General features: G+C 40.9%; 28 protein-coding genes. 20 read left to right on the top strand and 8 right to left on the bottom strand.

Annotation, left to right across the window (positions count from 1 at the left end; all coding sequences use genetic code 11):
• Positions 1-233 precede the first annotated feature (233 nt).
• From dnaG to ACZYRN_RS01540, 6 genes are all read left to right on the top strand, one after another.
• Positions 234-2,054 carry a DNA primase gene (gene dnaG / locus ACZYRN_RS01515; protein WP_488909738.1) on the top strand — a complete coding sequence of 607 codons (1,821 nt, stop codon included), beginning with the start codon at positions 234-236 and terminating at the stop codon, positions 2,052-2,054.
• 35 nt (positions 2,055-2,089) lie between these two features.
• Positions 2,090-3,223: an RNA polymerase sigma factor RpoD gene (gene rpoD / locus ACZYRN_RS01520; RefSeq protein ID WP_488909739.1), complete on the top strand. Its 1,134-nt coding sequence runs from the start codon at positions 2,090-2,092 to the stop codon at positions 3,221-3,223.
• A 106-nt stretch (positions 3,224-3,329) separates the two neighbouring features.
• Positions 3,330-3,854, top strand: a complete 525-nt coding sequence (locus ACZYRN_RS01525) for a hypothetical protein (RefSeq protein ID WP_488909740.1) — start codon at positions 3,330-3,332, stop codon at positions 3,852-3,854.
• Positions 3,855-3,983: 129 nt separating this feature from the next.
• Complete coding sequence (cccA, locus tag ACZYRN_RS01530) at positions 3,984-4,355, top strand: cytochrome c550 (RefSeq protein ID WP_488909741.1); 372 nt, start codon at positions 3,984-3,986, stop codon at positions 4,353-4,355.
• Positions 4,356-4,449: 94 nt separating this feature from the next.
• Complete coding sequence (locus ACZYRN_RS01535) at positions 4,450-5,166, top strand: tRNA (adenine(22)-N(1))-methyltransferase (RefSeq protein WP_488909742.1); 717 nt, start codon at positions 4,450-4,452, stop codon at positions 5,164-5,166.
• Positions 5,144-6,262: a Nif3-like dinuclear metal center hexameric protein gene (locus ACZYRN_RS01540; RefSeq protein ID WP_488909743.1), complete on the top strand. Its 1,119-nt coding sequence runs from the start codon at positions 5,144-5,146 to the stop codon at positions 6,260-6,262. The genes ACZYRN_RS01535 and ACZYRN_RS01540 overlap by 23 nt, the downstream gene beginning before the upstream one ends.
• Before the next feature lie 37 nt (positions 6,263-6,299).
• On the opposite strand, the gene ACZYRN_RS01545 is transcribed toward ACZYRN_RS01540, so the two are convergent.
• The gene (locus ACZYRN_RS01545) at positions 6,300-7,256 is read right to left on the bottom strand and encodes a 4-hydroxy-3-methylbut-2-enyl diphosphate reductase (protein WP_488909744.1); all 957 of its coding nucleotides are present in this window, start codon (positions 7,254-7,256) and stop codon (positions 6,300-6,302) included.
• Between the two features lie 64 nt (positions 7,257-7,320).
• Positions 7,321-7,692 (bottom strand): VrrA/YqfQ family protein, encoded by a 372-nt coding sequence (gene vrrA / locus ACZYRN_RS01550; protein ID WP_488909745.1) that lies wholly within the window; start codon positions 7,690-7,692, stop codon positions 7,321-7,323.
• A 140-nt stretch (positions 7,693-7,832) separates the two neighbouring features.
• Here vrrA and ACZYRN_RS01555 point away from each other — a divergent pair, with 140 nt between their 5' ends.
• Together ACZYRN_RS01555 and ACZYRN_RS01560 are read left to right on the top strand one after the other, a co-directional pair.
• Positions 7,833-9,143 (top strand): DEAD/DEAH box helicase, encoded by a 1,311-nt coding sequence (locus tag ACZYRN_RS01555; RefSeq protein WP_488909746.1) that lies wholly within the window; start codon positions 7,833-7,835, stop codon positions 9,141-9,143.
• A gap of 15 nt (positions 9,144-9,158) precedes the next feature.
• Positions 9,159-10,058, top strand: a complete 900-nt coding sequence (locus tag ACZYRN_RS01560; protein WP_488909747.1) for a deoxyribonuclease IV — start codon at positions 9,159-9,161, stop codon at positions 10,056-10,058.
• On the opposite strand, the gene ACZYRN_RS01565 is transcribed toward ACZYRN_RS01560, so the two are convergent.
• Positions 10,048-10,344, bottom strand: coding sequence for a DUF2624 family protein (locus tag ACZYRN_RS01565; protein ID WP_488909748.1), 297 nt, complete (start codon positions 10,342-10,344; stop codon positions 10,048-10,050). The two genes, ACZYRN_RS01560 and ACZYRN_RS01565, sit on opposite strands and share 11 nt — an antisense overlap.
• A gap of 80 nt (positions 10,345-10,424) precedes the next feature.
• Here ACZYRN_RS01565 and ACZYRN_RS01570 point away from each other — a divergent pair, with 80 nt between their 5' ends.
• Genes ACZYRN_RS01570 through ACZYRN_RS01580 form a run of 3 tightly spaced genes read left to right on the top strand, consistent with a single transcriptional unit; the run spans position 10,425 to position 12,469 of the window.
• The gene (locus ACZYRN_RS01570) at positions 10,425-11,189 is read left to right on the top strand and encodes a metal ABC transporter ATP-binding protein (protein WP_488909749.1); all 765 of its coding nucleotides are present in this window, start codon (positions 10,425-10,427) and stop codon (positions 11,187-11,189) included.
• Positions 11,190-11,202: 13 nt separating this feature from the next.
• Positions 11,203-12,033 (top strand): metal ABC transporter permease, encoded by an 831-nt coding sequence (locus ACZYRN_RS01575; protein WP_488909750.1) that lies wholly within the window; start codon positions 11,203-11,205, stop codon positions 12,031-12,033.
• 19 nt (positions 12,034-12,052) lie between these two features.
• Positions 12,053-12,469: a Fur family transcriptional regulator gene (locus tag ACZYRN_RS01580; RefSeq protein WP_488909751.1), complete on the top strand. Its 417-nt coding sequence runs from the start codon at positions 12,053-12,055 to the stop codon at positions 12,467-12,469.
• 26 nt (positions 12,470-12,495) lie between these two features.
• Here the strand turns inward: ACZYRN_RS01580 and ACZYRN_RS01585 are convergent, their stop codons facing one another.
• The 3 genes from ACZYRN_RS01585 to ACZYRN_RS01595 all read right to left on the bottom strand — a co-directional run bounded on the left by ACZYRN_RS01585 (position 12,496) and on the right by ACZYRN_RS01595 (position 14,824).
• Positions 12,496-13,101 (bottom strand): hypothetical protein, encoded by a 606-nt coding sequence (locus ACZYRN_RS01585; protein ID WP_488909752.1) that lies wholly within the window; start codon positions 13,099-13,101, stop codon positions 12,496-12,498.
• Positions 13,098-14,192, bottom strand: a complete 1,095-nt coding sequence (ispG, locus tag ACZYRN_RS01590; RefSeq protein ID WP_488910516.1) for a flavodoxin-dependent (E)-4-hydroxy-3-methylbut-2-enyl-diphosphate synthase — start codon at positions 14,190-14,192, stop codon at positions 13,098-13,100. The genes ACZYRN_RS01585 and ispG overlap by 4 nt, the downstream gene beginning before the upstream one ends.
• A gap of 95 nt (positions 14,193-14,287) precedes the next feature.
• Positions 14,288-14,824: a DUF1189 family protein gene (locus tag ACZYRN_RS01595; RefSeq protein WP_488909753.1), complete on the bottom strand. Its 537-nt coding sequence runs from the start codon at positions 14,822-14,824 to the stop codon at positions 14,288-14,290.
• Between the two features lie 235 nt (positions 14,825-15,059).
• Here ACZYRN_RS01595 and ACZYRN_RS01600 point away from each other — a divergent pair, with 235 nt between their 5' ends.
• The 6 genes from ACZYRN_RS01600 to pstB all read left to right on the top strand — a co-directional run bounded on the left by ACZYRN_RS01600 (position 15,060) and on the right by pstB (position 22,084).
• On the top strand, positions 15,060-15,668 hold the full coding sequence (locus tag ACZYRN_RS01600; protein ID WP_063964656.1) for a superoxide dismutase: 609 nt from the start codon (positions 15,060-15,062) through the stop codon (positions 15,666-15,668).
• Between the two features lie 171 nt (positions 15,669-15,839).
• The gene (locus ACZYRN_RS01605; protein ID WP_488910517.1) at positions 15,840-17,936 is read left to right on the top strand and encodes a peptidoglycan D,D-transpeptidase FtsI family protein; all 2,097 of its coding nucleotides are present in this window, start codon (positions 15,840-15,842) and stop codon (positions 17,934-17,936) included.
• 381 nt (positions 17,937-18,317) lie between these two features.
• Positions 18,318-19,298 (top strand): PstS family phosphate ABC transporter substrate-binding protein, encoded by a 981-nt coding sequence (locus ACZYRN_RS01610; RefSeq protein WP_488909754.1) that lies wholly within the window; start codon positions 18,318-18,320, stop codon positions 19,296-19,298.
• 52 nt (positions 19,299-19,350) lie between these two features.
• Entirely contained in the window at positions 19,351-20,346 is a 996-nt protein-coding gene (gene pstC, locus ACZYRN_RS01615; protein WP_488909755.1) for a phosphate ABC transporter permease subunit PstC, read from the top strand.
• A complete protein-coding gene (gene pstA, locus ACZYRN_RS01620; protein ID WP_488909756.1) occupies positions 20,346-21,230 on the top strand; it encodes a phosphate ABC transporter permease PstA in 885 nt (294 codons plus the stop codon). The genes pstC and pstA overlap by 1 nt, the downstream gene beginning before the upstream one ends.
• An 83-nt stretch (positions 21,231-21,313) precedes the next feature.
• Positions 21,314-22,084 (top strand): phosphate ABC transporter ATP-binding protein PstB, encoded by a 771-nt coding sequence (gene pstB, locus ACZYRN_RS01625; protein ID WP_488910518.1) that lies wholly within the window; start codon positions 21,314-21,316, stop codon positions 22,082-22,084.
• Between the two features lie 33 nt (positions 22,085-22,117).
• Here pstB and ACZYRN_RS01630 read toward each other — a convergent pair whose 3' ends face one another.
• Together ACZYRN_RS01630 and ACZYRN_RS01635 are read right to left on the bottom strand one after the other, a co-directional pair.
• The gene (locus ACZYRN_RS01630) at positions 22,118-22,576 is read right to left on the bottom strand and encodes an endolytic transglycosylase MltG (RefSeq protein ID WP_488909757.1); all 459 of its coding nucleotides are present in this window, start codon (positions 22,574-22,576) and stop codon (positions 22,118-22,120) included.
• Positions 22,573-22,941 (bottom strand): hypothetical protein, encoded by a 369-nt coding sequence (locus ACZYRN_RS01635; RefSeq protein ID WP_488909758.1) that lies wholly within the window; start codon positions 22,939-22,941, stop codon positions 22,573-22,575. The genes ACZYRN_RS01630 and ACZYRN_RS01635 overlap by 4 nt, the downstream gene beginning before the upstream one ends.
• Positions 22,942-23,092: 151 nt before the next feature.
• Between ACZYRN_RS01635 and ACZYRN_RS01640 the strand changes: the two genes are divergently transcribed.
• Genes ACZYRN_RS01640 through ACZYRN_RS01650 form a run of 3 tightly spaced genes read left to right on the top strand, consistent with a single transcriptional unit; the run spans position 23,093 to position 26,825 of the window.
• A complete protein-coding gene (locus ACZYRN_RS01640; RefSeq protein WP_488909759.1) occupies positions 23,093-23,677 on the top strand; it encodes a DUF4912 domain-containing protein in 585 nt (194 codons plus the stop codon).
• 17 nt (positions 23,678-23,694) lie between these two features.
• On the top strand, positions 23,695-25,968 hold the full coding sequence (locus tag ACZYRN_RS01645; protein WP_488909760.1) for a glycosyltransferase family 4 protein: 2,274 nt from the start codon (positions 23,695-23,697) through the stop codon (positions 25,966-25,968).
• Complete coding sequence (locus ACZYRN_RS01650) at positions 25,965-26,825, top strand: nucleotidyltransferase family protein (RefSeq protein ID WP_488909761.1); 861 nt, start codon at positions 25,965-25,967, stop codon at positions 26,823-26,825. Before ACZYRN_RS01645 ends, ACZYRN_RS01650 begins: the two co-directional genes overlap by 4 nt.
• The last annotated feature ends 30 nt before the right edge of the window (positions 26,826-26,855 follow it).

Genomic DNA, 26,855 nt, shown 5'->3' on the forward strand with positions numbered 1-26,855 from the left:
ATGTACTTTTCATTTTGGGGAAAATGATCTATAATAAAGAATTGTGATAAAAATATGATTGAAACAGGTTTAGACACCCCTTTAAAAGAATAAACTAACTATGTAAACTCCATTTCGATATGCATGATTTTTGTGCGAAATGTGTTTTTTAAACGAACTTTCGTTTGAAAGAAGGATTCTAAACAAGCGTGTAGAATAAATACAAAATACGATTTTACAGCTGGTGATAACGCATGGCAGGAAGAATTTCTGAGGAAGCGATCCAAGAGATTAAACAGGGAGTTGACATTGCTGACATAATTGGCGATTATGTACAACTAAAAAAACAGGGGCGTAATTTTTTTGGCCTTTGTCCATTTCACGGAGAAAATTCGCCTTCTTTTTCTGTCTCTCCTGAAAAACAAATTTATCATTGCTTTGGGTGTGGTGCAGGCGGGAACATATTTACTTTTTTAATGGAAATGGATAAAATTCCTTTTCAGGAAGCCGCAGCTAGACTTGCAGAACGTGCGGGTGTGGTGCTTGACATTCCGGCGTCAGAAAAAAGTGGTGAATCGTTTAAGTCAAATGAGTATGAAGACTTTCTTGAAGCGCATGCCCTTATGGCAAAGTTTTATCGACATCTTTTGTTGAATACAAACGAAGGTGGAGAAGCGCTTCATTATTTGCATGAGCGCGGGTTTACAGATGAAGACATTGACCGCTTTCAAATTGGATGGTCGTTGCCCCAACGTGAGTTTTGCCTGAACATATTACAAAAACGTGGCTTTGATCCAGCGCGTATGGAACAGGCCGGACTTTTGCTGGAAAATGAAGAAACAGGTCATTATTATGATCGATTTCGCGGACGGATTATGTTTCCGATCCAGGATGAAAAAGGAAATGTAGTCGGCTTTTCCGGCCGCAGCTTAGGGAACGCGCAGCCAAAGTATTTAAATTCGCCAGAAACCGCGATTTTTCATAAAAGCCGTCTTCTGTATCACTTTTATGCGGCAAAAACAGCAATTAAACGTCAAAAACAGTTTATACTATTTGAAGGATTTGCAGATGTAATTGCTGCAGTGCGGGCCGGATTTGATCAATCTGTTGCTGTCATGGGTACGTCGCTTACAGAAGAACATATCCGAATGTTAAAACGAACATCAGATAAAGCTATTATTTGCTATGACGGTGATAAGGCCGGAGTAAATGCGGCTTATAAAGCTGCACAAATGCTAGAAAAGAATGGGATAACTGTTAATGTAACGTTACTTCCGGAAGGTCTTGATCCTGATGAATATATAAAGCAAAATGGCCCGGAGGCATTTACAGCTTATGTAAATGATGCATCGCTTACATTAATGGCGTTTAAAATGGAATACTTGAAACGTGGGAAAAATTTGCGGGATGAATCACAAAAGTTTCGGTACATCGAAGAAGTGCTTGTGGAAATCGCAAGTTTGAAAAAAGCAGTAGAGCGGGATCATTATTTACGCCGGCTTGCAGATGAATTTTCACTTTCCCTACAAGCACTGCAGGAGCAGGAAAAAACACTTTTTCTGAAAAAAAGAGCAGAACGGCCGATACGTCAAGATGACAACACGAAAAGAAATATGCTTGTTCAGAAAGCAAGGCCAACGAAGCAATACCCGCGTTATGAAACAGCAGAACGCCGGCTGTTAGCCCATATGCTGCAAAGTTCGGACGTTACTGATCGTGTTCAGACGTTCCTTCAGGGAGAACCATTTACAATAGATGAGCACCAGGCGCTTTTTACATACCTTTTAGGGTATTATGAACAAGCAAATGCACCAGACACGGCTTCTTTTTTGACGGTGCTGCCTGATGATCAACTACGCCGGCTGGCCGTTGACATCAGCTTGATGACAGTAAATAGTGAGCCGAGCGAAGAAGAACTAATGGACTATGTGAAAGAAATCAACAAACAGCGCCGCCGCTTTGAAATTGAAGAGAAGAAAAGAGAGCGGGATGAAGCTGAAAAAAGACACGATTATGTAGGTGCTGCACATATTTTGAACGACATTATAGCACTTGAAAAATTGCTGTCCCGTTAAATGTGACGCCCAGGATGTTGGAAGGAGGGGGACTCATGGCTGAAAAGTCAACACGTTCCAAAGAAGCTGAAGTAACACTTGATAAAGCAAAAGAACTCATTATTGAAACTGGTAAAAAACGCGGTGAATTAACATATAATTATGTGGCGGATAAACTTGCTTCATTTGAAGTGGATTCCGGCCAAATTGATGAATTTTACGAGTCGCTTACAGAGCAAGGAATTGAACTAGTTGAGGAAGACAACAGCGAAAGCGATCCGAATGTTCAAGAGCTCGAAAAAGAAAGTGAAGAATTCGATTTAAATGATTTAAGTGTCCCGCCAGGTGTGAAAATTAATGATCCAGTTCGCATGTATTTAAAAGAAATTGGCCGTGTCGACTTGTTATCTGCTCAAGAAGAAATTGAGCTTGCTCACCGTATTGAAGAAGGCGATGAAGAAGCAAAGCGCCGTCTTGCAGAAGCAAATCTGCGTCTTGTTGTCAGTATTGCTAAACGCTATGTCGGCCGCGGTATGCTGTTCCTTGATTTGATCCAGGAAGGCAACATGGGGCTAATTAAAGCCGTTGAAAAATTTGACTATCGCAAAGGGTTTAAATTCAGTACGTATGCAACATGGTGGATTCGTCAAGCCATTACACGTGCGATTGCTGATCAGGCACGTACGATCCGTATCCCTGTTCACATGGTAGAAACGATTAACAAATTAATTCGTGTTCAGCGACAGCTATTACAAGATCTCGGTCGTGAACCGATACCGGAAGAAATTGCGGAAGAAATTGCGGAAGAAATGGATCTTACGCCAGAAAAAGTCCGGGAAATTTTAAAAATTGCTCAGGAACCGGTATCTCTTGAAACACCAATTGGTGAAGAAGATGATTCGCATTTAGGCGATTTTATTGAAGATCAGGAAGCAACGTCACCTTCTGAGCATGCAGCATACGAATTATTAAAAGAGCAGCTTGAAGACGTTTTAGACACATTGACAGATCGTGAAGAAAATGTCCTTCGTCTTCGTTTTGGTCTTGATGATGGACGTACACGTACACTTGAAGAAGTAGGCAAAGTATTTGGCGTTACGCGCGAGCGAATTCGCCAGATTGAAGCAAAAGCACTTCGTAAACTGCGTCATCCAAGCCGCAGTAAACGACTAAAAGATTTTCTTGAATAACTGAGCAGCCGGGGCCCACACCCGGCTTATTTTATATATACTTAGAAAAAAGAAGGACATTCCTCTATATGTCACGAATATTATTTAGGTTGAGGTGTGTCTCAAAATGAAAAAAGAAATTATTATTAACGAAATTTTAATTTGGAAAGAAAACAATATGTTGCCACCGCATTATTGTGATTATTTGCTGGCATTGTACACACAGGGTGAAGAGTATACAGAATCAGGCCGGCGGAAAAGAAGTCAGCGTGTTCATTTGCTATCTGCTGTGCTGGCGCTTATGCTTTTGCCGATTTCTATATTTGTCCTTTATTTTACGGAATTTTCATTTATTTTGCAAACAGTAGTTTTGACAAGTTTTGTCGGATTTCTGTTACTACTGGCTATTTACTTTTCTCGCGAAAAAATATTGGTTCCAATATTTTTTCTAGGAGCGGCTGTCATGCTTTTGCTTCTGTCACTAAAACTGAATATTTATTACTTTGATGGAAATCAGCTTACACTATATGGAATCTTATTTTTAAATTGTCTTCTTTGGCTATATACCGGAATGAAGCTGCGGCTTATATATTTTACCGTTTCAGCGTTGCTTGGTACTATTGTGATTCTTTATTTCATGTTTAAGGGATGAAATGTGTCTAATTTGCAACGGTGAGAAAAAATCTTTGGTATAAGCCTTTTCGCCAATCAATTTTTCAAGTAAAATAGAATGTGTTTGTACTTTTTAAATTTGATGCATACATAGAGGGAGGGGAAACAAATGAAACGTAATCCGATTATTCCATTTTGGCTAATTATGGTATTCGGCCTCGGTTTGATGTTCTTCTTGTCACTTGACGGGATTGACAACGCGAAAGAAGTGGCAGAAGAAGAAAAACATGCTGAAGAAGGCGGAGACGTAGCTGAAGGTGGAGAATTCGATCCGGAAGGTCATTATCAAGCTTCATGTATCGGCTGTCACGGCAGCAGCTATGAAGGTGGCGCAGGTCCTTCTCTTGTAGGAGTTGGCGAAAAACTTTCTCCAGAAGAAATTCAGGATATCGTTGTAAACGGTAAAGGCTCAATGCCACCGGGACTTGTTCCAGCTGAAAATGCGGAAGCAATGGCTGCGTGGTTAGCTGAAATTAAATAATAATGAAAAAGAGGTCTTTGCATTACGCGAAGACCTCTTTTTATGGTGAATATGGTACTATAAATGGGAATGAATAAAAAGAGCGGTGATACTAATGAACAGCAATCAATTATCAAAAAGATTAGAAACAGTAGCATCCTTTATCTATCCAGCAAAGACATTTGCTGATATTGGATCCGATCATGCGTACTTGCCGTGCTATGCTGTAAAAAAAGGCATTGTTACGCGTGCAATAGCTGGGGAGGTAGTAGATGGCCCCTTTCAGTCTGCAAAGCGTCAGGTAGCTTCTGAAGACCTTTCAGCGCATATTGACATTAGAAAAGGAAGCGGCCTTGCTGTGTTAGAAGCTGGTGAGGTGGAGTGTATTACAATTGCTGGAATGGGCGGGCCGCTCATTGCCTCTATTTTAAAGGAAGGTGCTGACAAACTGCGGGGTGTTAAAAAGCTTGTGCTTCAGCCGAATATCGCCGCTCATTCAGTCCGAACATGGCTTGATTCAAACGGCTGGGTTATTGAAGGTGAAGCCATTCTAGAAGAAGATGGCCAGGTGTACGAAGTGATTAGCAGCGTTATAGGCCCAGGGAAAAAGCTGACAGAAAAAGAACGATACTTCGGACCGCATTTAATGAATAGTCAGAACGAAGCGTTCCGGCTGAAGTGGCAGCGTGAACTCCATCAGATTGAACAAGTATTGGTTCAGTTGTCGGATGCAAAAGATAGTGAGGGCATTGACCGCAAGAAAAAGGAAATGATTCAAAAACGACAATGGATACAGGATGTGATAAACAATGAAAACACCGAACGGCCATGAAGTTATTCAGCTATTTGAACAGTTTTCACCGAAATCGTATGCAATGGATGGCGACAAAGTCGGTTTGCAAGTCGGCCGCCTTAATAAATCATGTAAACGAGTCATGATTGCGCTTGATGTTCTTGAAAGTGTCGTTGATGAAGCGATTGAAGAACAGATCGACTTAATTATTGCCCATCACCCAATCATTTACCGGCCGCTTAGCAAAGTCGTGACGGAACAGCCGGCAGGACGGGTACTTGAAAAGCTTATTAAACATGATATAGCTGTCTATGCTGCCCACACGAATCTTGATGTCGCAGCGGGCGGCGTGAACGACATGCTGGCAAGTGCACTTGGTTTAGAAAAAACAGATATCTTAGTGCCGACACATACAGAAGAACTGCGTAAGCTCGTTGTTTTTGTCCCGGCTGATCATGCTGAAGCAATGCGTAAGGCGCTCGGTGCATCTGGAGCTGGATTTATCGGTAACTATAGTCACTGCTCTTTTTCGCAAAGTGGTACCGGGCGTTTTCAAACTGAAGCAGGGGCAACACCGTTTATTGGTGAGTTAGGCCGTTTAGAGCTAGTTCCAGAGGAGCGGATTGAAACGATTTATTCAGTTCAAATTGAGAAAAAAGTGTTGGCAGCTATGTTTAAAGCACATCCGTATGAAGAGGTAGCATATGATATATATCCGCTCCATAATAAAGGTGCAGTGCTCGGCCTCGGCCGCATAGGCTATTTGCCTGAAGCGATGACGCTTGAACAATTTGCCCGCCATACAAAAGAGAAATTGGAATCTGGCGGTGTACGTGTTGTTGGTGATTTGACTCGTTCTGTTAAAAAGGTGGCAGTCCTTGGTGGTGACGGGAATAAATATTGGCAAGATGCAAAAAGGCGTGGAGCGGATGTATATGTAACAGGAGACTTCTATTACCATACAGCGCATGATGCCGATGCAGAAGGATTGGCGATTGTAGACCCTGGGCATAATGTAGAGAAAATCATGAAAAATGGAACGGCTGCTGTATTAAAAGAAAAAGCGGCCCAACAAAAGTATGATGTAACGTTTATTTCGTCACTAACACCGACAGATCCGTTTCAATTTGTATAAAAAAAGCAGATCCGAATAACTGCCGGATCTGCTTTTTTTAACGGGATGTTAAAGTGGATTTTTTGACTTTTGGTAAAATTTTATTTAGTGGTACTTTTTGTTCGCGTGCCCACGTTGATTCGTCTTTTGGATCAAATGCTTCCAAAAATTGAATCACTTCTTTAACGATAGGTGTCGGTGTAGAAGCACCTGCTGTCACCGCGACGGTTTCGGCGTCTTTCAACCAGTCAATTTCAATTTCAGATACATCGGATATACGATAGGCAGTTGTGCCGGCAATTTCAATCGACACTTGTGCGAGACGATTTGAATTGTTGCTTTTTGGGTCACCCACGACGATTAGTACATCCGCTTCACCAGCCTGTTCCGCTACCGCTTCCTGTCTTACTTGTGTAGCTAAGCAAATTTCTTTATGCATGTCGGCATGCGGATATTTGGCCTGTATTGCGTCCATAATATCCATTACATCCCATTGGCTCATCGTTGTCTGATTCGTGACGATAATTTTATCACAGTCAATCGCAAGAGCATCGACATCTGCTTTATTTTCTACAAGATGAACAATTTCTGGTGCCACACCGACAGCACCTTCGGGTTCAGGATGCCCTTTTTTCCCGATATAAATAACGTGATAGCCTTCTGCTTTTTTTGTACGGATTAAATCATGGGTAACTGTGACATCCGGGCATGTTGCATCAATTGTCGTTAAGTTTTTTTGACGGGCGATTTGGCGCACTTCTGGTGATACACCATGTGCGGTATAAATAATGGTTCCTTCTGTAACCTGTTCAATGATTTCTTTTCTGTTTTTTCCATCTAGTGTAATGATGCCTTCTGCTTCAAATGCATCAGTGACATGTTTGTTGTGGACGATCATACCAAGAATATAAATGGGTCGCGGTAGTGTTTTATCAAGAGCGGCGTTGCGGGCAATAACCATCGCATCAACGACACCGTAACAATAACCGCGTGGTGAAATTTTAATAATTTTCATGTAATAGGCCCTCCTCAATCTTCTCTTTTCTATTATAAAGGAGGAAGGCATGAAAACAAAGTAATCAGCTAATTCTTCCTGGAAACCATGGTGTTGACTCAGATGTTTTAAGCGGTTCTTTTTTTACTGGTTTTGAAGGCTCTTGGCTCTGTTCATCACGATCTGGTGTCGAATTCTCTGGTGTCGAATTCATGGCACGATAAAGTTTCCACATGGATGGCAAATTTTTCACGAGCGGGCCGTATTGTTCAATAAGCGGTCTCATTTGTTCGGCCGCTGCCATCACTTGACGAGCTTGTTCCATCCAGTTGCCTGACTTCAACATCGATGTCACCGATGTCGGGATAGACGACGGGATAGACGGTGGGATATGTGAAGCAGGAGGCGGCGGGTAATAAAAACGACGGCCTAGGTTTGGAGCATGTCGGTACAGCAAAACTGTCACCCTTTCCTTTTTCTCTATCGTATTCAATAAATGAAGGGTAGGTGAGTAAAGCTTCCTTTGCTTTATAGTCTTATTTAGTATATCATCATAACGTGCATAAACTATCGATTATGAAAGGGTGGAGAAGCCCATTGGCAAATCAAACATTTGAACAATACGGATTAAAACCGTTTATTTATAAAGGAATTGAAGCCCTGCGTTTTACAGAGCCGACTCCCATTCAACGCAATATAATTCCGCTTATTTTAAAAGGGGAAAGTGCAATTGGACAATCGCAGACTGGAACAGGGAAAACTCATTCATACGTAATCCCTATATTAAACCGAATTGATGTAAATAAAAAAGAAGTACAGGCTGTGATTACAGCACCTACACGTGAACTTGCCACACAAATTTATCAAGCATTTCAAAAAATCGCAAAAGAGTCAGATGAAGACATCATGGTACGCCATTTTGTCGGCGGCACGGATAAAAAACGCGATGTTGAGCGTTTAAAAATACCTCCGCACATTATGGTCGGAACGCCGAGCCGTATTGCAGATTTAATTGGGGACAATGCCATTTCTGTTCATAAAGCGGACATGTTTGTTGTAGATGAAGCGGATTTGATGCTGGATATGGGTTTCATTAACGACGTTGATCGAATTGCATCAAGTATGCCGGACCAACTTGGCATGTTTGTTTTCTCAGCGACAATCCCGGAGAAACTAAAACCATTTTTAAAGAAATATATGGAAAATCCAGAATATGTACACATTGAACCGAAGCGCCTCTCTGCTGCAAATCTTGATCATCTATTAATTCCAGTTAAAAGCCGTGACAAAGTGGATGTCGTTTATGATTTGTTAGTAGCGTTTAACCCCTATCTTGCGGTTGTGTTTACGAATACGAAACAAAAAGCAGACGAAGTAGCAAATAAGCTTATAGAAAAAGGATTAAAGACCGGTCGTATACACGGTGATTTGCCTCCGCGTGAACGCAAAAAAATGATGAAGCAAATACACGATTTAGAATACCGATACATTGTCGCAACAGACCTTGCTGCACGAGGCATCGATATTGAAGGTGTCAGTCATGTCATCAACTATGAGCTGCCATCGGATCTCGATTTTTACATTCATCGTGCTGGACGGACAGCACGTGCTGGCGCATCTGGTATTTGTGCCACGGTGTATGCACCATCTGATGAAGATTCAATAACTCGACTTGAAAAAAGAGATATCACTTTCCGCCATGGAGATGTGCGAAATAAGGAGATTATCGAAACGGCTGACCGCAACCGACGGAAAAAGCGTGAGAAAAAAGACGACACGATTGATCCGAAAGTGCGCGCTATTACAAGTCGTCCTCAAAAAGTAAAACCAGGCTATAAGAAAAAAAGAAAATTTGAAGTGGCGAAACAGCAAAAGCGCCAGCGTCGTATTGACGCGAGAAAAAAGTAACAGGGAGTTTTGAACGTGAAAATTGGATCACATGTTTCGATGAGCGGCAAAAAAATGCTGCTCGGTGCAAGTGAAGAAGCCGTTTCATACGGAGCAAATACATTTATGGTATACACGGGCGCGCCGCAGAACACGCGCCGTAAAAGTATTGAAGACCTAAATATTGAAGCTGGCCGTCTTCATATGGAGCACAATGGTATCGATGAAATCGTTGTTCATGCGCCATACATTATTAACCTAGGTAATACAATTAAGCCGGAAACGTTTCAGTTAGGTGTTGATTTTCTAAGAATGGAAATTGAACGTTCGACCGCGATTGGTGCCAGTCAAATTGTTCTTCACCCGGGTGCGCACGTCGGGGCAGGGACAGAAGCCGGTTTAAAAAAAATCGCAGAAGGTTTAAATGAAGTGCTGGCAAGCGATCAAACCATTCAGATTGCACTTGAAACGATGGCAGGCAAAGGAACAGAATGCGGCCGCCGTTTTGAAGAAATCGCCATGATTATGAATATGGTGCAGCAAAACGATAAATTGTCTGTTTGTTTTGATACGTGCCATACACATGATGCAGGATATAATATAAAAGAAGACTTTGACGGTGTTCTTGAACAATTTGATCGGATTGTAGGCATTGATCGATTAAAAGTGCTTCATATTAATGACAGCAAAAACGAGTGTGGGGCAGGAAAAGACCGTCATGAAAATATTGGCTTCGGTCATATCGGTTTTGATGCACTCAATTATATTGTGCATCACCCGCAACTTGGAGAGGTGCCGAAAATATTGGAAACACCTTATATTGGGGAAGATAAAAATACAAAAAAACCGCCATACCTTCACGAAATCGCCATGCTGAAAGCGAAAGCATTTGATGAAGGTGTGCGGGGGAAAGTACAGGCAAGTATTACAGTTTAAGAAAATGTTTATAAGGACGGAGCATTTCTTCCAGCGCCACCGCTTCTCGCTTGCCGAGAATGCGTTCAGCTGTCTGAAAAAGCTCTGTCCGTTTTTGTTCAGAAAATAAATCCACTTTATGAGTTGATAGCCAGTGAATAAAGTCATGAGCTTGCTTCTCTGTTACAGACACATTAAACTTTGCTGCTTGTTCGAGTAATTCTTTTTTTGTAATGTTTTGTACCCGTTTGTTTATTAGATCATGAAGAGGCTGCATCATCATTCTCCTTTCCTGAAACGGCTTCATTTACTAAACAGCATTCATGCTGTATACTAAAATAAATCTAAATCGTAATCATTCTTACTGGCAAGGGAGTCATTATTACTATGGAACAGAAGACCGTTATCGATATTCACGATGTGAATTTCAAATATGACCGTGAAAATGTTCTCGAGCACATTAACTTATCTGTGCCGCAGGGAGCGTTCGTCGGTCTCGTTGGTCCAAATGGGTCAGGCAAGTCTACGTTACTCAAAATCATTCTTGGGCTGTTAAAGCCAAAAGAAGGGGATGTCGTTTTGTTTGGCACCCCGCAGCACAAATTTAAAGATTGGGACCAAATCGGTTTCGTTTCACAAAAAGCAAACTCATTTAATACGGGATTTCCGGCGACAGTTCATGAAGTGGTTATGGGCGGACTCGCAAAAAAAATGGGCCTGTTTCGCCGCCCGGGTCAAAAGGAAAAAGAAGCGGTTGAAAAAGCGGTTAAAGCTGTCGGTATGGAGTCATTTTTTAAACGTAATATCGGTGATTTATCGGGAGGACAGCAGCAGCGTGTCTTTATTGCACGGGCTATCGTCTCCAATCCGTCTATTTTAATTTTAGATGAGCCGACAGTCGGTGTAGACAGACAAAATGTCGAGTCGTTTTATCATATGCTTACACATTTAAATAAAGAACTTGGCATGACGTTACTACTTGTAACACACGATATTGGTACGATTACAGATAAGGTGACGCATGTCGCCTGCTTAAATAAATACTTGCATTTTCATGGCAGTATGAAACAATTTATTCAATTAGATGAACAGGAACTGTCTCATTTATATGGACATGGAATTCGGTTGCTAGATCATCATCACGACCATTGAAGGGAATATCACTATGATTGAAGCTATACTAAAATATGAATTTTTACAAAATGCGTTTTTCTCAGGCGCAATTATTGGTATTATTGCACCGCTTCTCGGCGCATTCATCGTCGTTCGACGACTGTCACTCATTGCTGATGCACTGAGCCACGTTACACTTTCAGGCATTGCAGCAGGATTGTATTTAGGACAGGCTGTTCCAAGCTTTGCAACGGTTAATCCACTTTACTTTGGCATGCTGTTTTCAGTCGGCGGCTCACTTTTAATTGAGCGGCTGCGGAGTGTTTATAAACATTATCAAGAACTAGCCATTCCGATTATGATGTCCGGTGGCATCGGCATCGGTGTTATTTTTATTTCGCTTGCTGAAGGATTTAACACGGACTTGTTCAGTTATTTATTTGGCAGCGTCAGTGCAGTTAGCCGCGGTGACTTTTATGCAGTCATTGCAATAGGTATCATTGTTCTTGTTACAGTGTTTTTTTTGTATAAAGAGCTGTTTGTCTTATCATTTGACGAAGAATATGCAAAGGCATCCGGTATTCCAGCGAAAGCGGTTCACCTGGCGTTTATTATTTTAACGGCGCTCGTCATTTCAGTCTCTATGCGTATTGTTGGTGTACTGCTTGTTTCTGCGCTTATGACGCTTCCAGTGGCCGCAGCGATGCGTATTGCGAAAGGTTTTAAACAGACGATCTGGCTATCTATTCTATTTGGTGAAACAGCGGTATTGAGTGGGCTTGTCAGTGCATTTTATCTAAATCTGGCGCCGGGCGGAACAATTGTGGTGACATCGATTGTTCTTTTGTTTGCCGTTATTCTATGGAAAAAAGACAGGAATTAAAATGGAGGGGCTTCGCACCATGAATTTAATAAAAGCGATGGGGTTGTTAAAAGAAAAAGGCTATAAACAAACAGGAAAGCGGGAAGAAATGCTTGCGCTTTTTGCCCGTCACGATAAGTATTTAACGGCAAAAGATGTGCTTGAAGAAATGAAAGAAGATTATCCGGGACTAAGTTTTGATACGATTTACCGAAATTTAGCGCTCTTTGCTGAAATGGATATTCTAGAAGAAACGGAATTATCAGGTGAACGTCATTTTCGATTTGCCTGTTCCCATAATCACCATCATCATCACTTTATTTGCCTCGCATGCGGGAAAACGAAAGAAATTCATATGTGTCCGATGAATAATATTGAAGAGTTGTCTGGCTGTGAAATTACCGGTCATAAATTTGAAGTGTACGGGCAATGTAAAGAATGTATAAAAAAAGTGTGATCAAGAAAATCTTGATCACACTTTTTTTATACGCGGGTAATCGGGCTAATTTCATTTGTTTGAATCCACTGATGAACCCAGGCATCTGCTTCATACCAGTTATCGACCCGAATAACGTTATGAGGAACAGCGTCCTGGTTGTACGGTGTGTTAAACAGTACGACAGGAATATGCAGCTCTTTTGCAATCATCACAGCGTTGTCATGTTTATCCTCAAAAAAGATATCGACTTTATTCCGTTTAGCAGCTTCTACTTTATCATGAGAACCAATAAGTTCAAGGTGATCATAAATGATCTTTTGTTCTTTGAACCACGTTTCAGTAATCTCAATTAAATGCTTGCGGCGGGCGCTGATAAACAATAATTGAAAGTGCTGCTTCCATTTTGATAAAATGTGTTCGGCGCCGTCTGCAAGCGGAGAAGACGCATAAATCACTGGTTCAGTTTTATCAAACCAGGCACGCATTTGATCGAGCGGAATGTCTAATGCTTCTGACAGATCATACTTTTTAATATCCTGTAAAGTTATATTTAACGAAAAAGCATCATTAATAAAGGGGACGAGGCTGGCCGGACACGTTACCGTTCCATCAATATCAATGCCAAAGCGCTTTTCTTTTACTTGCTTCATTGCGGAGCAGTAAGCGCCTGCTTGCGATAATGTTCTTCCGCAATCAAGTCAATTTCTTTTTTTAACTCCTCGACCATTGTTTCTTCGGGTACTTTGCGAACCGTTTTTCCGTGACGAAATAGGAGACCTTCGCCACGAGCGCCGGCAATGCCGATGTCGGCTTCACGTGCTTCACCAGGACCGTTTACGGCACATCCAAGTACAGCGACTTTAATCGGCGCTTTAATCGTTGAGATGTACTCTTCCACTTCATTCGCAATCGCAATTAAATCGATTTCAATGCGGCCGCATGTTGGGCAAGAAATAAGCGTAGCAGCATTTGCTGCAAGACCAAACGACTTTAATAGTTCACGGGCTACTTTTACTTCTTCCACGGGATCGGCGCTTAATGAAATACGAAGTGTGTTGCCAATACCTTTGCTTAAAATAGCGCCAAGTCCAGCAGCGCTTTTTACCGTTCCAGCAAATAATGTACCGGACTCAGTAATACCGAGATGAAGCGGATAATCAAATGCTTTTGCCGCTTTATCATAGGCTTCAATTGCTAAGTTGACGTCAGATGCCTTCATCGAGACGATAATATCATAGAAATCAAGGTCTTCTAAGATTTTAATATGGTGAAGCGCGCTTTCAACCATACCATCGGCTGTCGGATAACCATATTTTTCAATGATTTTACGCTCTAAACTCCCAGCGTTCACACCAATCCGAATTGGCACACCTTTTGCTTTTGCTGCATTTACAACGGCCTCTACTTTTTCACGGCGGCCAATGTTACCTGGGTTAATCCGGATTTTATCCACGCCAGCTTCAATAGCTTTTAACGCCAGTTTATAGTCAAAATGAATATCAGCAACGAGAGGGATATTAATCCGACTTTTAATTTCAGCCAGCGCATCTGCTGCACGCTCATCGGGACATGCGACACGGACAATCTGACAGCCGGCTTCTTCAAGGCGGTTAATTTCTGCTACAGTTGCTTCTACATCGTGTGTTTTTGTCGTAGTCATACTTTGAATGATGACTTCATCGCTGCCACCAATTGTTAAATTACCAACTTTGACAGCACGGGTTTTCGTACGATGGGTGATTTCACTCAATGGTGATTCGCTCCTTTAAAAGTTAATCTTGATATCGTTTCTTTTCTTATTCTATCAGAGGGGGCATGTTCAGACAACAATTGCGTTTACTTAGGCGCACCCGGTAAATAACGGATTGCCATCATTAACATTATACTTGTTACGAGCCAGTCAAATAGATAATCAGAAGGCAGTGTAAGACCTATTAGTTCTGCAATTGTAATAAGTAATGTAGGCAGCGTAACGGCATAGGCTGCCATTCGAAATAAGTGCCGGTATTCAGCACGTTTTTTCAATATATGTGCCAGCCATAAGCCGGCGCCGGCAAAAACAGACACTTTGATAAATAATACAAAGGAAACGAACAAATAATACACAAAGAACAGGACAGGCAGCAAAATAAATGAATTTGCGGCTAACAAATTGTTTTCCATGGTCAAGATTGGCAATTTTGTTTCGATCACAGATCTTGCTGATTCATTGCCTCCTAGGACATACAGAACTGTGTAGACAATCATGGGGATGCACATGATAAGCGCAAGAAAAAAAAGGTAGTTAATTGTTTTGCCGATCCCTTGCATACGGAATGCGGCAATATGTTTTGATGAATAAAGACTTTTTATAAATTGCTTAAAAATAGACATATAATCTTGTTCCTTTCTTTAAAATAAAGCTCTATACAATTGTAGACACACGGTCTATTCAATTCAAGAAGAATACATGAATGAGGCAGACTTGAAATAATAAACGGCACGGTAGAAGTTTTTCAATAATCAGCTTTCTTTTTTACAGGCATATTTATTGCGTCATGTTCGCAATTTTGATAATCTTATAGACGAGTCAGATAAATCAATTTTATTTTTCAGGAGGAATTTTAAAATGGCATTTGAACTACCACAATTACCTTACGCATATGATGCACTTGAGCCTCATATCGACAAAGAAACAATGAACATTCATCACACAAAACATCACAACACGTATGTAACCAATTTAAACAATGCACTTGAAGGCAACGAAGAACTTCTTTCTAAATCAGTAGAAGAAGTCATCGCAAATCTTGATGCAGTTCCTGAATCTGCACGTACAGCTGTCCGTAACAATGGTGGCGGACATGCAAACCATTCTCTTTTCTGGCAGCTTCTTTCTCCAAATGGCGGCGGCGCACCATCTGGAAAATTAGGTGATGCAATCGATACAAAATTTGGAAGCTTTGATGCTTTTAAAGAAGAGTTTGCAAAAGCGGGCGCTACTCGTTTCGGTTCTGGCTGGGCGTGGCTTTCAGTTGCAAATGGTGAGTTAGAACTTTCTAGCACGCCAAACCAGGATTCACCGATTATGGAAGGCAAAACGCCAATCCTTGGTCTTGACGTTTGGGAGCATGCATACTATTTGAACTATCAAAATCGTCGTCCAGATTACATTTCTGCATTTTGGAATGTTGTAAACTGGGATGAAGTATCAAAACGTTACGAATCAGCTCTTTAATTTATAAAAGTATCTTCTAAACCGGTCCCCGTATGTGGACCGGTTTTTTTGTGGAAAAAACTATGCCGGTTCGTTACAATGAGGTATAGGTGAAAAAGAAGTATAGAAAGGAATAGACGGTTGAAAAAAACAAATAAAAAGAAAAAAACACACGTTCCATTTCGGGTGAATATGTTGTTTTTTGTTGTTTTTCTACTATTCTCTGCACTCATTTTCAGGCTTGGCATCGTGCAGATTGTACAGGGAGAGGACTATCAGCGAAAGATTGAACGGACAGAAGATGTTACTGTAAATACGAGTGTACCGCGCGGAAAAATTTTTGACCGTGATGGACAGATTGTGGTTGATAATGTACCGCAAAATGCCATTACATATACACGAGCGAAAAATCCTGATGCAGACGAAATGATGAAGACAGCGGAAAAGCTGGCGCAGCTGATTGAAAAAGAAATCGATCAAGTGACAGAGCGCGATAAAAAAGACTTCTGGATTGGTAAAAATGAAGCAAAAGCAAAAGCAAAAGTAACAGATAAAGAGTGGACGGCCTATGAAAACGATGAAATAACGGAAGATGAAATTTATAACTTGCAGTTAGAGCGTATTACAGAAGAAGATTTAAAGGAACTGACGGCTGACGAGCTTGAAGTGCTGGCTATCTATCGGGAATTTACATCGGGTTATGCATTAACACCGCAAATTGTAAAAAATGTGAATGTCACAGATGTTGAATATGCCGTTGTCAGTGAAAATTTATCCTCACTACCGGGTGTAAATACAACAACTGACTGGGAGCGAGCCTATACGTATGACGGTACATTAAAAACCGTGCTCGGTAATATTTCCTCTTCTAAAGAAGGCCTTCCAAAAGAAATGGTTGATTATTATTTATCACGCAATTACAGCCGGAATGATCGGGTTGGAAAAAGCTACCTTGAGTACCAATATGAGGATGTACTGCGCGGACAGAAAACAAAAATGAAAAATATTACTGATAAGTCCGGTAATGTGCTGGATTCAGAAATCATTACAGAAGGGCAGCGCGGTAAGGACCTCATTTTAACAATCGATATGGATTTGCAGTTTGCTGTCGACAAAATTGTGGAAGACGAGCTTGGTGCGGCGAAACGTTCTGGAGGACATCCTCTTCTGGATCGTGCATTCGTAACAATGATGGATCCGAATACCGGTGAAATTTTAGCGATGTCTGGTAAAAAATATGAAGTGAATAATGGAAAAGCAGAAATATTTGATTTTGCGGCAGGCAATATGACGACTTCTTATGCAATGGGATCAGCTGTTAAAGGGGCAACGGTTTTAACGGGGTATATGGCAGGTGTCAATGAACCAGGTGAAACCATTATCGATGAACCGCTTAAATTTGCGGGAACGAACCCGAAAAGCTCTTGGTTTAACCGGGGCGGTGCAATAGGCGTCAACGATACGTACGCGTTAATGCGTTCTTCAAACGTCTATATGTTTAAAACGGCAATGAAAATTGGCGGTGCGAGCTATATTCGAAATGGCGGATTGCATTTAGATTTAGAGGCATTCAGCACGATGCGCAACTATTTCAATCAATTTGGCCTTGGTGTTAAAACGGGAATTGATTTACCGGGTGAACAGAAGGGCTATGAAGGATATGTTGATCCGAATGAGCCCGGTAAATTGCTTGATTTTTCCATTGGGCAATTTGATACGTATACGCCGCTTCAGCTGGCTCAGTACGTCTCAACAATTGCCAATGGAGGCTACCGAATGAAGCCGCACATTGTAAAAGAAATTCGTCAACCCATTTCAGATTCGAATACAATTGGACCAGTAGCAGAAGAAATTCAGCCGAAAGTATTAAATACCTTGGATTTAGAACCCGGCTGGATTGAACGGGTGCAAGAAGGCTTCCGTCTTGTTGCGCAGGCATCTGAGGGGACAGCGTCTAGATTTTTTGCTAGTGCACCATATAGCATGGCAGCTAAAACAGGAACAGCTGAAGGTGTATACGATGGGCCGTGGGACAAGAGCAAAGGCATCCGACCGATGACTTGGAACGTCACACTCGTTGGCTACGCGCCATCTGATAATCCGGAAGTTGCCATATCCGTAGTCGTGCCATGGGCGTATGAAAGCAGTGGAAACTCTATTTCAATAAACAATATAATCGGCCGCCAGGCAATGGACGCATATTTTGAACTGAAAAAACAAAAAACCAAAGCAAAACCGGCAGAAGCCGTTATTGATCAGGATATCCTTACAAAACAAACGAGTAACTAAAAAGAGCGGCTGTACCATCTAATTAGATGGTACAGCCGCTCTTTTTTTTTGAATATATAGAAGAAGCATAAGTATACGTTAAATTTTCTGTAAGAAATCAGAAAAAAAATTTATCGACATTCATGTATTATTGGATTTTCAAGGGTCATTTATACCGTCCTAACAAAAAATGCTTATTCTGGTTGATAAAAGCTGCAGGAGCAAAAATAATTTATGTATAGAGACTTTCTTTATGTATCAAAGTAAAGGCAATCATTTATTTTTGTTTGTTTCCTTTACAAAACATTAACATTTCGTTAAAACCTTATTAATACTACTCCGTTATTGTATTGAGTGTAGCAAATAATAAAAAAAAACAAACTTGCAGGGGGAAATGGAAAAATGAAACCAGTAAAAGTTCTTACTTTATCAGCATTGCTTGGATCAGCACTTGTACTTGGCGCCTGTGGCAACGACGCAGCAGACACAGGAACAGAAGATGGAGAAAAGACAGAACAAACTGACGCAGGTGATGCGCAGCTTCAAGGTGAAATTTCTATCGATGGTTCATCAACTGTCTATCCGATTATGGAAGCTGTTGCCGAAGAATTTATGCTTGAACAACCTGATGTAAAAGTAACAGTTGGATTATCAGGAACAGGCGGCGGCTTTGAAAAATTCATCGCTGGTGAAACAGCAATGAGTAACGCATCTCGTCCAATTAAAGAAGAAGAAGCTGCTGCACTTAAAAAAGCAGGAGTTGAATATACAGAATTTGAACTTGCTAAAGATGGTTTATCAGTTGTAGTAAACAAAGACAATGACTGGGTTGATCAGTTAACTGTAGATGAATTGAAAAAATTATGGCTTGATAATGGTACGGCAAAAAAATGGTCTGATGTGCGTGAGGGATGGCCTGAAGAAGAAATTAAATTCTATTCACCTGGAACTGACTCAGGTACATTTGATTACTTTGATGAAGTCATTTTAGATGGCGGACAAATTGACAAAGCAGCTACCCTTTCTGAAGATGATAACGTACTTGTTCAAGGTGTAACAGGTGACAAGAATTCAATTGGTTACTTTGGCTACGCATACTACCTTGAAAACAAAGACAGCCTAAAAGTAGTTCCAATTGTGAATGAAGAAGGAACTGCAGTTGAACCGAATGCTGAAACAATCGAAAGCGGAGAATATGCACCACTTTCTCGCCCGCTATTCACATACGTAAGCAATGCAACGATTAAAGATGACGCAGCCACAGCAGCATATGTACAATTTACACTTGAAAATGCATCAACTCTTGCTGAAGATGTAGGTTATGTATCGTTGCCGCAAGAAAAGTACGATGAGCAATTGTCTACACTTGAAGGATTAAAATAATAAGAAGTAGCTGGATAAACTAAAAAGCGGATAAAGCACATGACGTACACCAATGAGAGTAACACCCTTCATTGGTGTACTCGGGTTGAAAGGAGAAATCGGGTTGAAAACAAAAGAAAAAGAACTCAGTCCGGTTCAAGAGTTGCTTGAAAAAAAATATAATGGCGGCTTTTTGAACAGAAGAGAAAAAATAATACCGATCATACTTTTTTTCATGGCGGCCGTATCGGTTTTAACAACAATCGGTATTGTGTTGACCTTAATATTTGAAACATTTACCTTTTTTGGGGATGTACCTATTGTCGAATTTTTTACAGCAACAGAATGGTACCCATTTTCTGAAACAGATGCCGTTTATGGTATATGGCCACTCGTTCTTGGTACGTTAAAAATTACAATAATTGCTTCACTGTTTGCCGTGCCAATCGGACTTGCGGTTGCTCTTTATTTAAGTGAGTATGCAGGTACCCGCACACGCAAAATTATGAAGCCGATTCTTGAAGTACTTGCAGGTGTACCAACGATTGTATACGGATTTTTTGCCCTTACGTTTGTTACACCGTTATTACGGGACTTGTTTCCAGCGATCGAATTATTTAATGCGGTCAGTCCTGGGATTGTAGTTGGAATTATGATTATTCCAACTATTGTTTCTTTATCAGAAGATGCATTATCATCAGTGCCAGAGCCAGTGCGCCACGGTGCACTGGCAATCGGTTCTACAAAATGGGAAACAGCATCAAAAGTTATTTTTCCAGCCGCTTTATCAGGAATTCTTGCTTCAATCGTTCTCGGTATATCCCGTGCTATTGGTGAAACGATGATCGTGTCTATTGCAGCTGGTTCTACACCATCTGCAGCACTTGACTTGACATCGTCACTTCAAACGATGACATCTTACATCGTACAGGTAACGACAGGTGATGCTGGTTTCGGCACAACGATTTATTACAGCATTTATGCAGTTGGCTTCACGTTGTTTGTCTTTACACTGGCGATGAATGTACTGGCTCAGTTTATCTCGAAGCGCTTTAGGGAGGAATACTGATGGAGAACGTAGAACGAATCAAATCCGAAGAAATGGTCAATCGTATTGATGGCCGGCTCACTAAAAATAAGATTGTTAAAGGGCTTTTCTTTACAGCCACACTTTTTACATCAATTATACTTATTGTATTGCTTTATCGCATCATTTCACAAGGAGCTCCATATTTATCATGGGATTTTCTTCAAAACTTTGCATCGCGCCGTCCAGAACAAGCTGGAATTAAAGCGGCAGTTATCGGTACGATTTGGATGATGGCTGTCGTTGTACCAACAGCTGCTATTTTTGGTATAGGCTCAGCGATTTATCTGGAAGAATACGCAAAGAAAAATGCTCTTACACGCTGGATTCAAATGAATATATCCAATCTTGCAGGAGTACCTTCAGTCGTATTCGGTTTACTCGGTTTAACGATTTTTGTCCGCTTATTCGGCTTTGGCAACAGTATTCTTGCTGCGGGATTTACAATGGCCCTTCTTGTATTGCCTGTAATTATTGTAGCATCACAAGAAGCAGTCCGTGCAGTTCCAAAGGAGTTAAAAGAAGCTTCTTATGGACTCGGCGCAACGAAATGGCAGACAATCTCCCGTGTTGTTATTCCGTATGCGATTCCAGGAATCGCGACAGGCAGTATTCTCGCTTTCTCACGTGCAATTGGTGAAACAGCACCGTTAATCGTTGTGGGAATTCCAACATTTGTTGCGTTTTTGCCGTCAGGTGTATTTGACTCCTTTACTGCTTTACCAATGCAAATATACAACTGGACAAGTCGACCACAGGTGGAGTTCCATAATTTGGCAGCGGCAGGTATTATTGTACTTCTTGTCGTGCTTATTGCAATGAACTCGATTGCAGTCTGGATTCGTAATCGTTACCAGAGTAGATAATTTGTTTTGAGGAAAAATGATTTTATATTTGGAGGGAACTTTACATGGCGTTAACAGCAGTCAAATCAAAAAAAAATAATCAAATGGCACAAACTGAAGATGTGATTGTATATAATACAAAAAAATTAAATTTATGGTATGGCGATCATCATGCATTGAAAGACATTAACCTTAAAATTAATGAAAAAGAAGTAACAGCTATTATTGGTCCATCAGGCTGCGGGAAGTCAACGTATATTAAAACGCTGAACCGCATGATTGATCTTGTACCAGGTGTTAAAACAAACGGCATCATTGAATACCGTGAACGCGATATTTTCAATAAAGACTTTCTCGTTGAAGAATTGCGCACACGTGTTGGAATGGTCTTTCAAAAGCCGAATCCATTTCCAAAATCAATTTATGAAAACATTGCATTTGGCTTGAAAATTCATGGAATTAAGAACAAACAAATCATTAACGAAACAGTTGAAAAAAGTTTGCGCGGTGCTGCTCTCTGGGAAGAAGTAAAAGATCGAATTCACGAACCAGCATACGGACTTTCAGGAGGTCAGCAGCAGCGTCTTTGTATCGCTCGCTGCCTGGCGCTTGAGCCGGATGTTATTTTGATGGATGAGCCGACATCTGCTCTCGATCCCGTCTCAACACTTAAAATTGAAGAGTTGATTCAGGAATTAAAACAACAGTACTCGATCATCATTGTGACACATAACATGCAGCAGGCCGCACGTATTTCTGATAAAACAGCCTTCTTCTTAAACGGAGAAATTGTAGAGTATGATGTGACAGATAAGATCTTTAATAGCCCTGCAGATAGTCGTACCGACGATTATATTTCAGGTCGATTCGGGTAATGAGAAAGCCGGCGCTGCCATTGCGCCGGCTTTTTATTTTACTAGTATAGAAGCGATTTCTTCATTTGACATATCGGCAGAAAAGGTGAATGCGCCAACTTGAAGCTTTGAAGTATACCCATTCTCTGTTAAATATGTATTAAATGAATTTTCATCAGTAATAACATTGGCCTTCTTTAAGGCGTTGATGACATCGTCTGAAGACATGCCTGCTTCGATGGTAACTGTGATCTCTTTGCTTTCGGAAGCGGCAGATTCCTTTTTCATGATCTGTTTCTTTTCAGCAGATGAGGTTGTTTCTACAGGTACGGTTTTTGCCCTTTTTTCATATAATTCATCAGTCGTCAGTACTGTATAATGATCCTTTTCTAACAATTGGATCATTTCTTCGTTTGATAATAACTGATCTTTTGTTGTGTAGTCGAAAAGAAATAGGGCAGCCGCTGCAGCTAGCAAACCAAATCCAAATGAACGCAAAGTTTGCTTTTTCATATGTCTGCTTCCTTCCGATGAAGCTGCAGATTAGCCAATATTCCCTCAACCTGTTCGACGGACAAAGAGGATTGTCCGGCAATTTGCGAAAGGGGAACACCTTGGTTATAGAGGGCTACTACTTGATTTTGAATAATTTGATTAATCGGCGCTGTTTTTTTTGCAGAAGGGGAAGGATCTTCACCGATTAATAATTCTTCTTCAATCAGCTTTATTTTTTTATTTATTTGATAATGTTCCTGCAGCATTTGCAATGATAATTCTTCCAGATCTTTTTCGATCTGCTTCTGCCTATCTTTTGGGATAAAAGACAATAGAACAAAGAAAGTGCCTGCTGCTGCGAGCCCAATGATCAAGCCGTTCATAATTGTATCCTCCTTGATGCTAGTCAGCCTATTATACCACATATTAGTAGATAAAAGATGAGAACGATGCAGATTGCCGCACCGTTTGGAACGTGGTACGATACCTTTATAAACAATTTAAGGAAAAACTGCCAGACCGAGGTGATACATATTGAACGAAGACATTGTCCGACTAAAAAACCAGCATTTTACTTGGGATCAAATCGCGGACAAGCTTGATATATCCGTTGAAAAAGTTAAATACAGATGGCGAAAGTATATGATGAAGCAAGACGGATTATACTGGCAAAATAATTTAAGTGCGGTTTTTTTATCAGCAGACCGTTTATATTGTAGGTGGCGCCTTCATCCATCTATTTTAGAAGCAGCTTCACGCTGGAGCAAACCGCTTAATCCAGCGATAATGGATTTACGGATCTTTGATATTACCGATATTTATTTTAATGGTATGAATGCGCACTCTGTTACATGTATAAAAGTAAGTATAAGCGATCAATTTTGGATGATAAAAGGATTAAGAAGGAATCGCTCGTATATTTGTGAACTCGGTTTTTTAACAGAATCGTACTTATTCTTTCCGATCTTGCGATCTCATCCCGTTCATACACCTTATCAAAGCAGCGAAGATTACATTTATAAGATGTACGATGCAGAACAGTTTCACAAAAATCCATTCCGTGTTCCTGCTTGGATTGAGCATCCTGACTGCTCGACATGGTTTATGAACAAAAAATGAATGGAGGTATAGGTGAAATGAAATATCCATTTTCTATTATGGCACTGGCAGACAGTCCTTTTCGTCCTCTTATTCTTGCCGGTTCAAGTATGAGTAGTAAAGAAATAATGAAAATTATGGATGTGTATGGTTATATACTTGCAGCTGCCCAAAAATCAACAGGCGATCGGCCTATCGCTGCTACTATCAATTTATTTACGCTAGGCTGGCTGAATGGTGTAAGAGGGAAGATGGCTGTTCAAGCATTTGTACAGCAACAGCCGAACCACGAAGCCACAGCTATATTACGCGAGCATGACAATTCATTTATCGAAGCGTGCCGAATGTTAATCAATGAAAATAAATTGTTGCTCATGCCGACGGCGCTCAGCCAATTTCCACTTACATCCTATCCAATGAAAGAAGCGGCTGGTGAAGATATTAAACGGACAGTGAAAATTTGGCAGGAGCTTTTTGGAACAGTTCCTCCGTCTATTTGGCTTCCGCGGGGAGCCTATATGCCGGGAATCGATGAACTCCTCCATCGTGAAGGCTGTCAATTTGTCATGATTCATGGGGAAGCGTTTCCGGCACATGAGCGTGAAGAGTATCATTGGATTTCGCCGCATGGTTTATCGATTTTGCCATATGAGTATGGACAAATGAGTCAGGAACATAATTTATTGATTCCACCGGTCATTCGATTGACGGATGAAAACGCCCGCACTTTTTTTGAAAAGATTGATTCATTAGCTGTGCCAAAATCTGCTAAACAATTTCATGAGCGGATCATTCATATTCCGCTCGTATATGAACGTATGAATGAAGGGAAGCCGTTAATGACATTAGACGAGTTGAATCGCTGTGAAGCGGTATTTCAACTGAAAAGTGAGTGGGATGAAAAGGCAGCCACTCAAATGTGTGAGGCAGGCGGTGTTCTTGATTTAGAATGGGCTTTTTGTTTATATGCTTGTTTAAAAAATTTGGATGACGAACTAGAAAGTGCAAAAGATTCTCTTCGCTATTTACTAGACGGAGCGAGTAAAGATTTCCCGGACTTTGATTATGCCCATCAAAGAATGAGGCTTCATTATGGTGTTGAACTTATTCCAACAATCTTAAGTGAAGAAATGGATGAAATGGATGGGGCTATTTTGATGCTAACGTGGGAATATCCGCCAAATATTATAGGCGGAATGGCAAGACATGTGCATGGACTTGCAGAAGCGCTCATTCAATCAGGCCGAGAAGTCATCGTTCTTACGTCTTCTTATCAAGGTTCTCCAGAATATGAATGTGTAAACGGTGTTCACATATATCGTACCGGTCCTCTCCACGAAGGAGAACCCGACTTTATGCGTCGTGTGGCGGATTTGAATATGTGCTTGTTTCAAAAAGGTGAGGCGCTAATTCGGGATCATGATATTTCAATAATTCACACGCATGACTGGCTAACTGGTGACGCAGCTATTCTTCTCGCAGATAATCATTGGCTTCCGCTAGTATCCACTATTCATGCAACAGAGCATGGCCGCAATAATGGAATTCATAATGAATTGCAATCTGCTATTGCTCTGAAAGAAAAAGAGCTTATTTCGGTATCTAACACGATAATCGTATGCAGCCAGCCTATGAAAGAGGAACTGCGTGTGCATTATGAAGCGAAACGAAAAGACATTCATGTGATTCCAAATGGTGTTGAATTTGAAGAAAAAACAAAGGTGGAAGGGCGATTTAGCAAAATAGGACCGTTTATCTTTTCGCTTGGCCGTATGGTTTTTGAAAAAGGATTTCAAACATTTTTTGATTTAGATTTAAAAAACTTGAAAAAAAAGAATATTCAGTTTATTATTGCGGGTAAGGGTCCGCTGTTAGAAGAATGGCGAACGGAAGTAAGGAAGCGCGGTTTCGAAGGCATCATTCATTTTGTTGGCTATGTAAGCGACGATGAAAGAAAGGCATTATTTCAGACGTGTGAAGCAGCTGTTTTTCCAAGTCTTTATGAACCATTCGGCATAGTGGCGCTTGAAGCAATGGCATTTCAAAAGCCGGTTATTGCTTCAGCGACAGGCGGGCTTAAGTCCTTTGTTTTACATGAGCAAACTGGTCTTTTATTTGAGCCGGGAAATGCAGGTGATTTATCAGAAAAAATCACAACAATTTTGGAACGTCCGGATCTTGCAAAAGAACTTGGTGCGAATGGACATGAAATGGCAAAAGCAATGTATAGCTGGAAACACATCAGTGAGCAGACAGAAAAGGTGTACGATCAAACCGTTTTTATCAAGAAAATGGAAGGTGTTCGCACATGATAGGAGTATTGCTTGCAGGAGGAAGAGGAAAACGTCTTCGGCCGATTACAGATTATATACCAAAGCCGATGGTGCCGCTATTGAATAGGCCGCTTTTAGATTACAATTTGAACGTATTTAAGATGAATGAAATTCGCCGTGTATTTATGACTGTCTGTTATAAAAAAGAGATTATTAAACAGTACGCGGGCAATGGAGAAGAATTTGGAATGGACGTTCAGTATATTGAGGAAACAGCGCCGCTTGGAACGGCAGGGAGTCTTTTTGCAACGAGTCATTTATTTAAAGAAACTGTGGCTGTACTGAGCGGGGATGCACTGACAAATGTACCTCTTCGCGATGCATATGCTTTTCATAAAGAACACAAAGCGCGTGTCACGATAGTCATAACCCCATCAGAGCGGCCTGAACAATTTGGTGTGTGCCTAGCGGACCAAGAAGGCCGTCTTATCTCTATTCTGGAGAAACCAGATGATCCACGTCTCTTGACGAATCAGGTAAGCACAGGCATTTACTTAATTGAGCCTTCTCTTTTTTCAGATTATGCATTCAGTGGGGAAGTTGATTTTGCAAAAGACGTATTCCCGGCACTAATTGCTAATGAAGAGCCTATTTATGTATATGAAACGAATGCGTACTGGCAGGACATTGGTACACTTCGTCAATATTCACTGGCCGAAAAAAGGCTTAAGAGAGGGATTACAGGAATTAGCATGCCGAAGCAATGTTATCCGTGGTCTAACAGCATCTCCACGCCATTTCCCCAAGAAAAAGTACAGGTTGCTGCACTTGTTGAATCACATTCACCAAGCTTGAAAAAACAGGCTGGTGTTTCTGATGAAAAAGTGCTATTATAGTAAAGTCGCAATGAACATAATAAGCGAGAC

This window comes from Domibacillus sp. F004 (assembly GCF_057814295.1).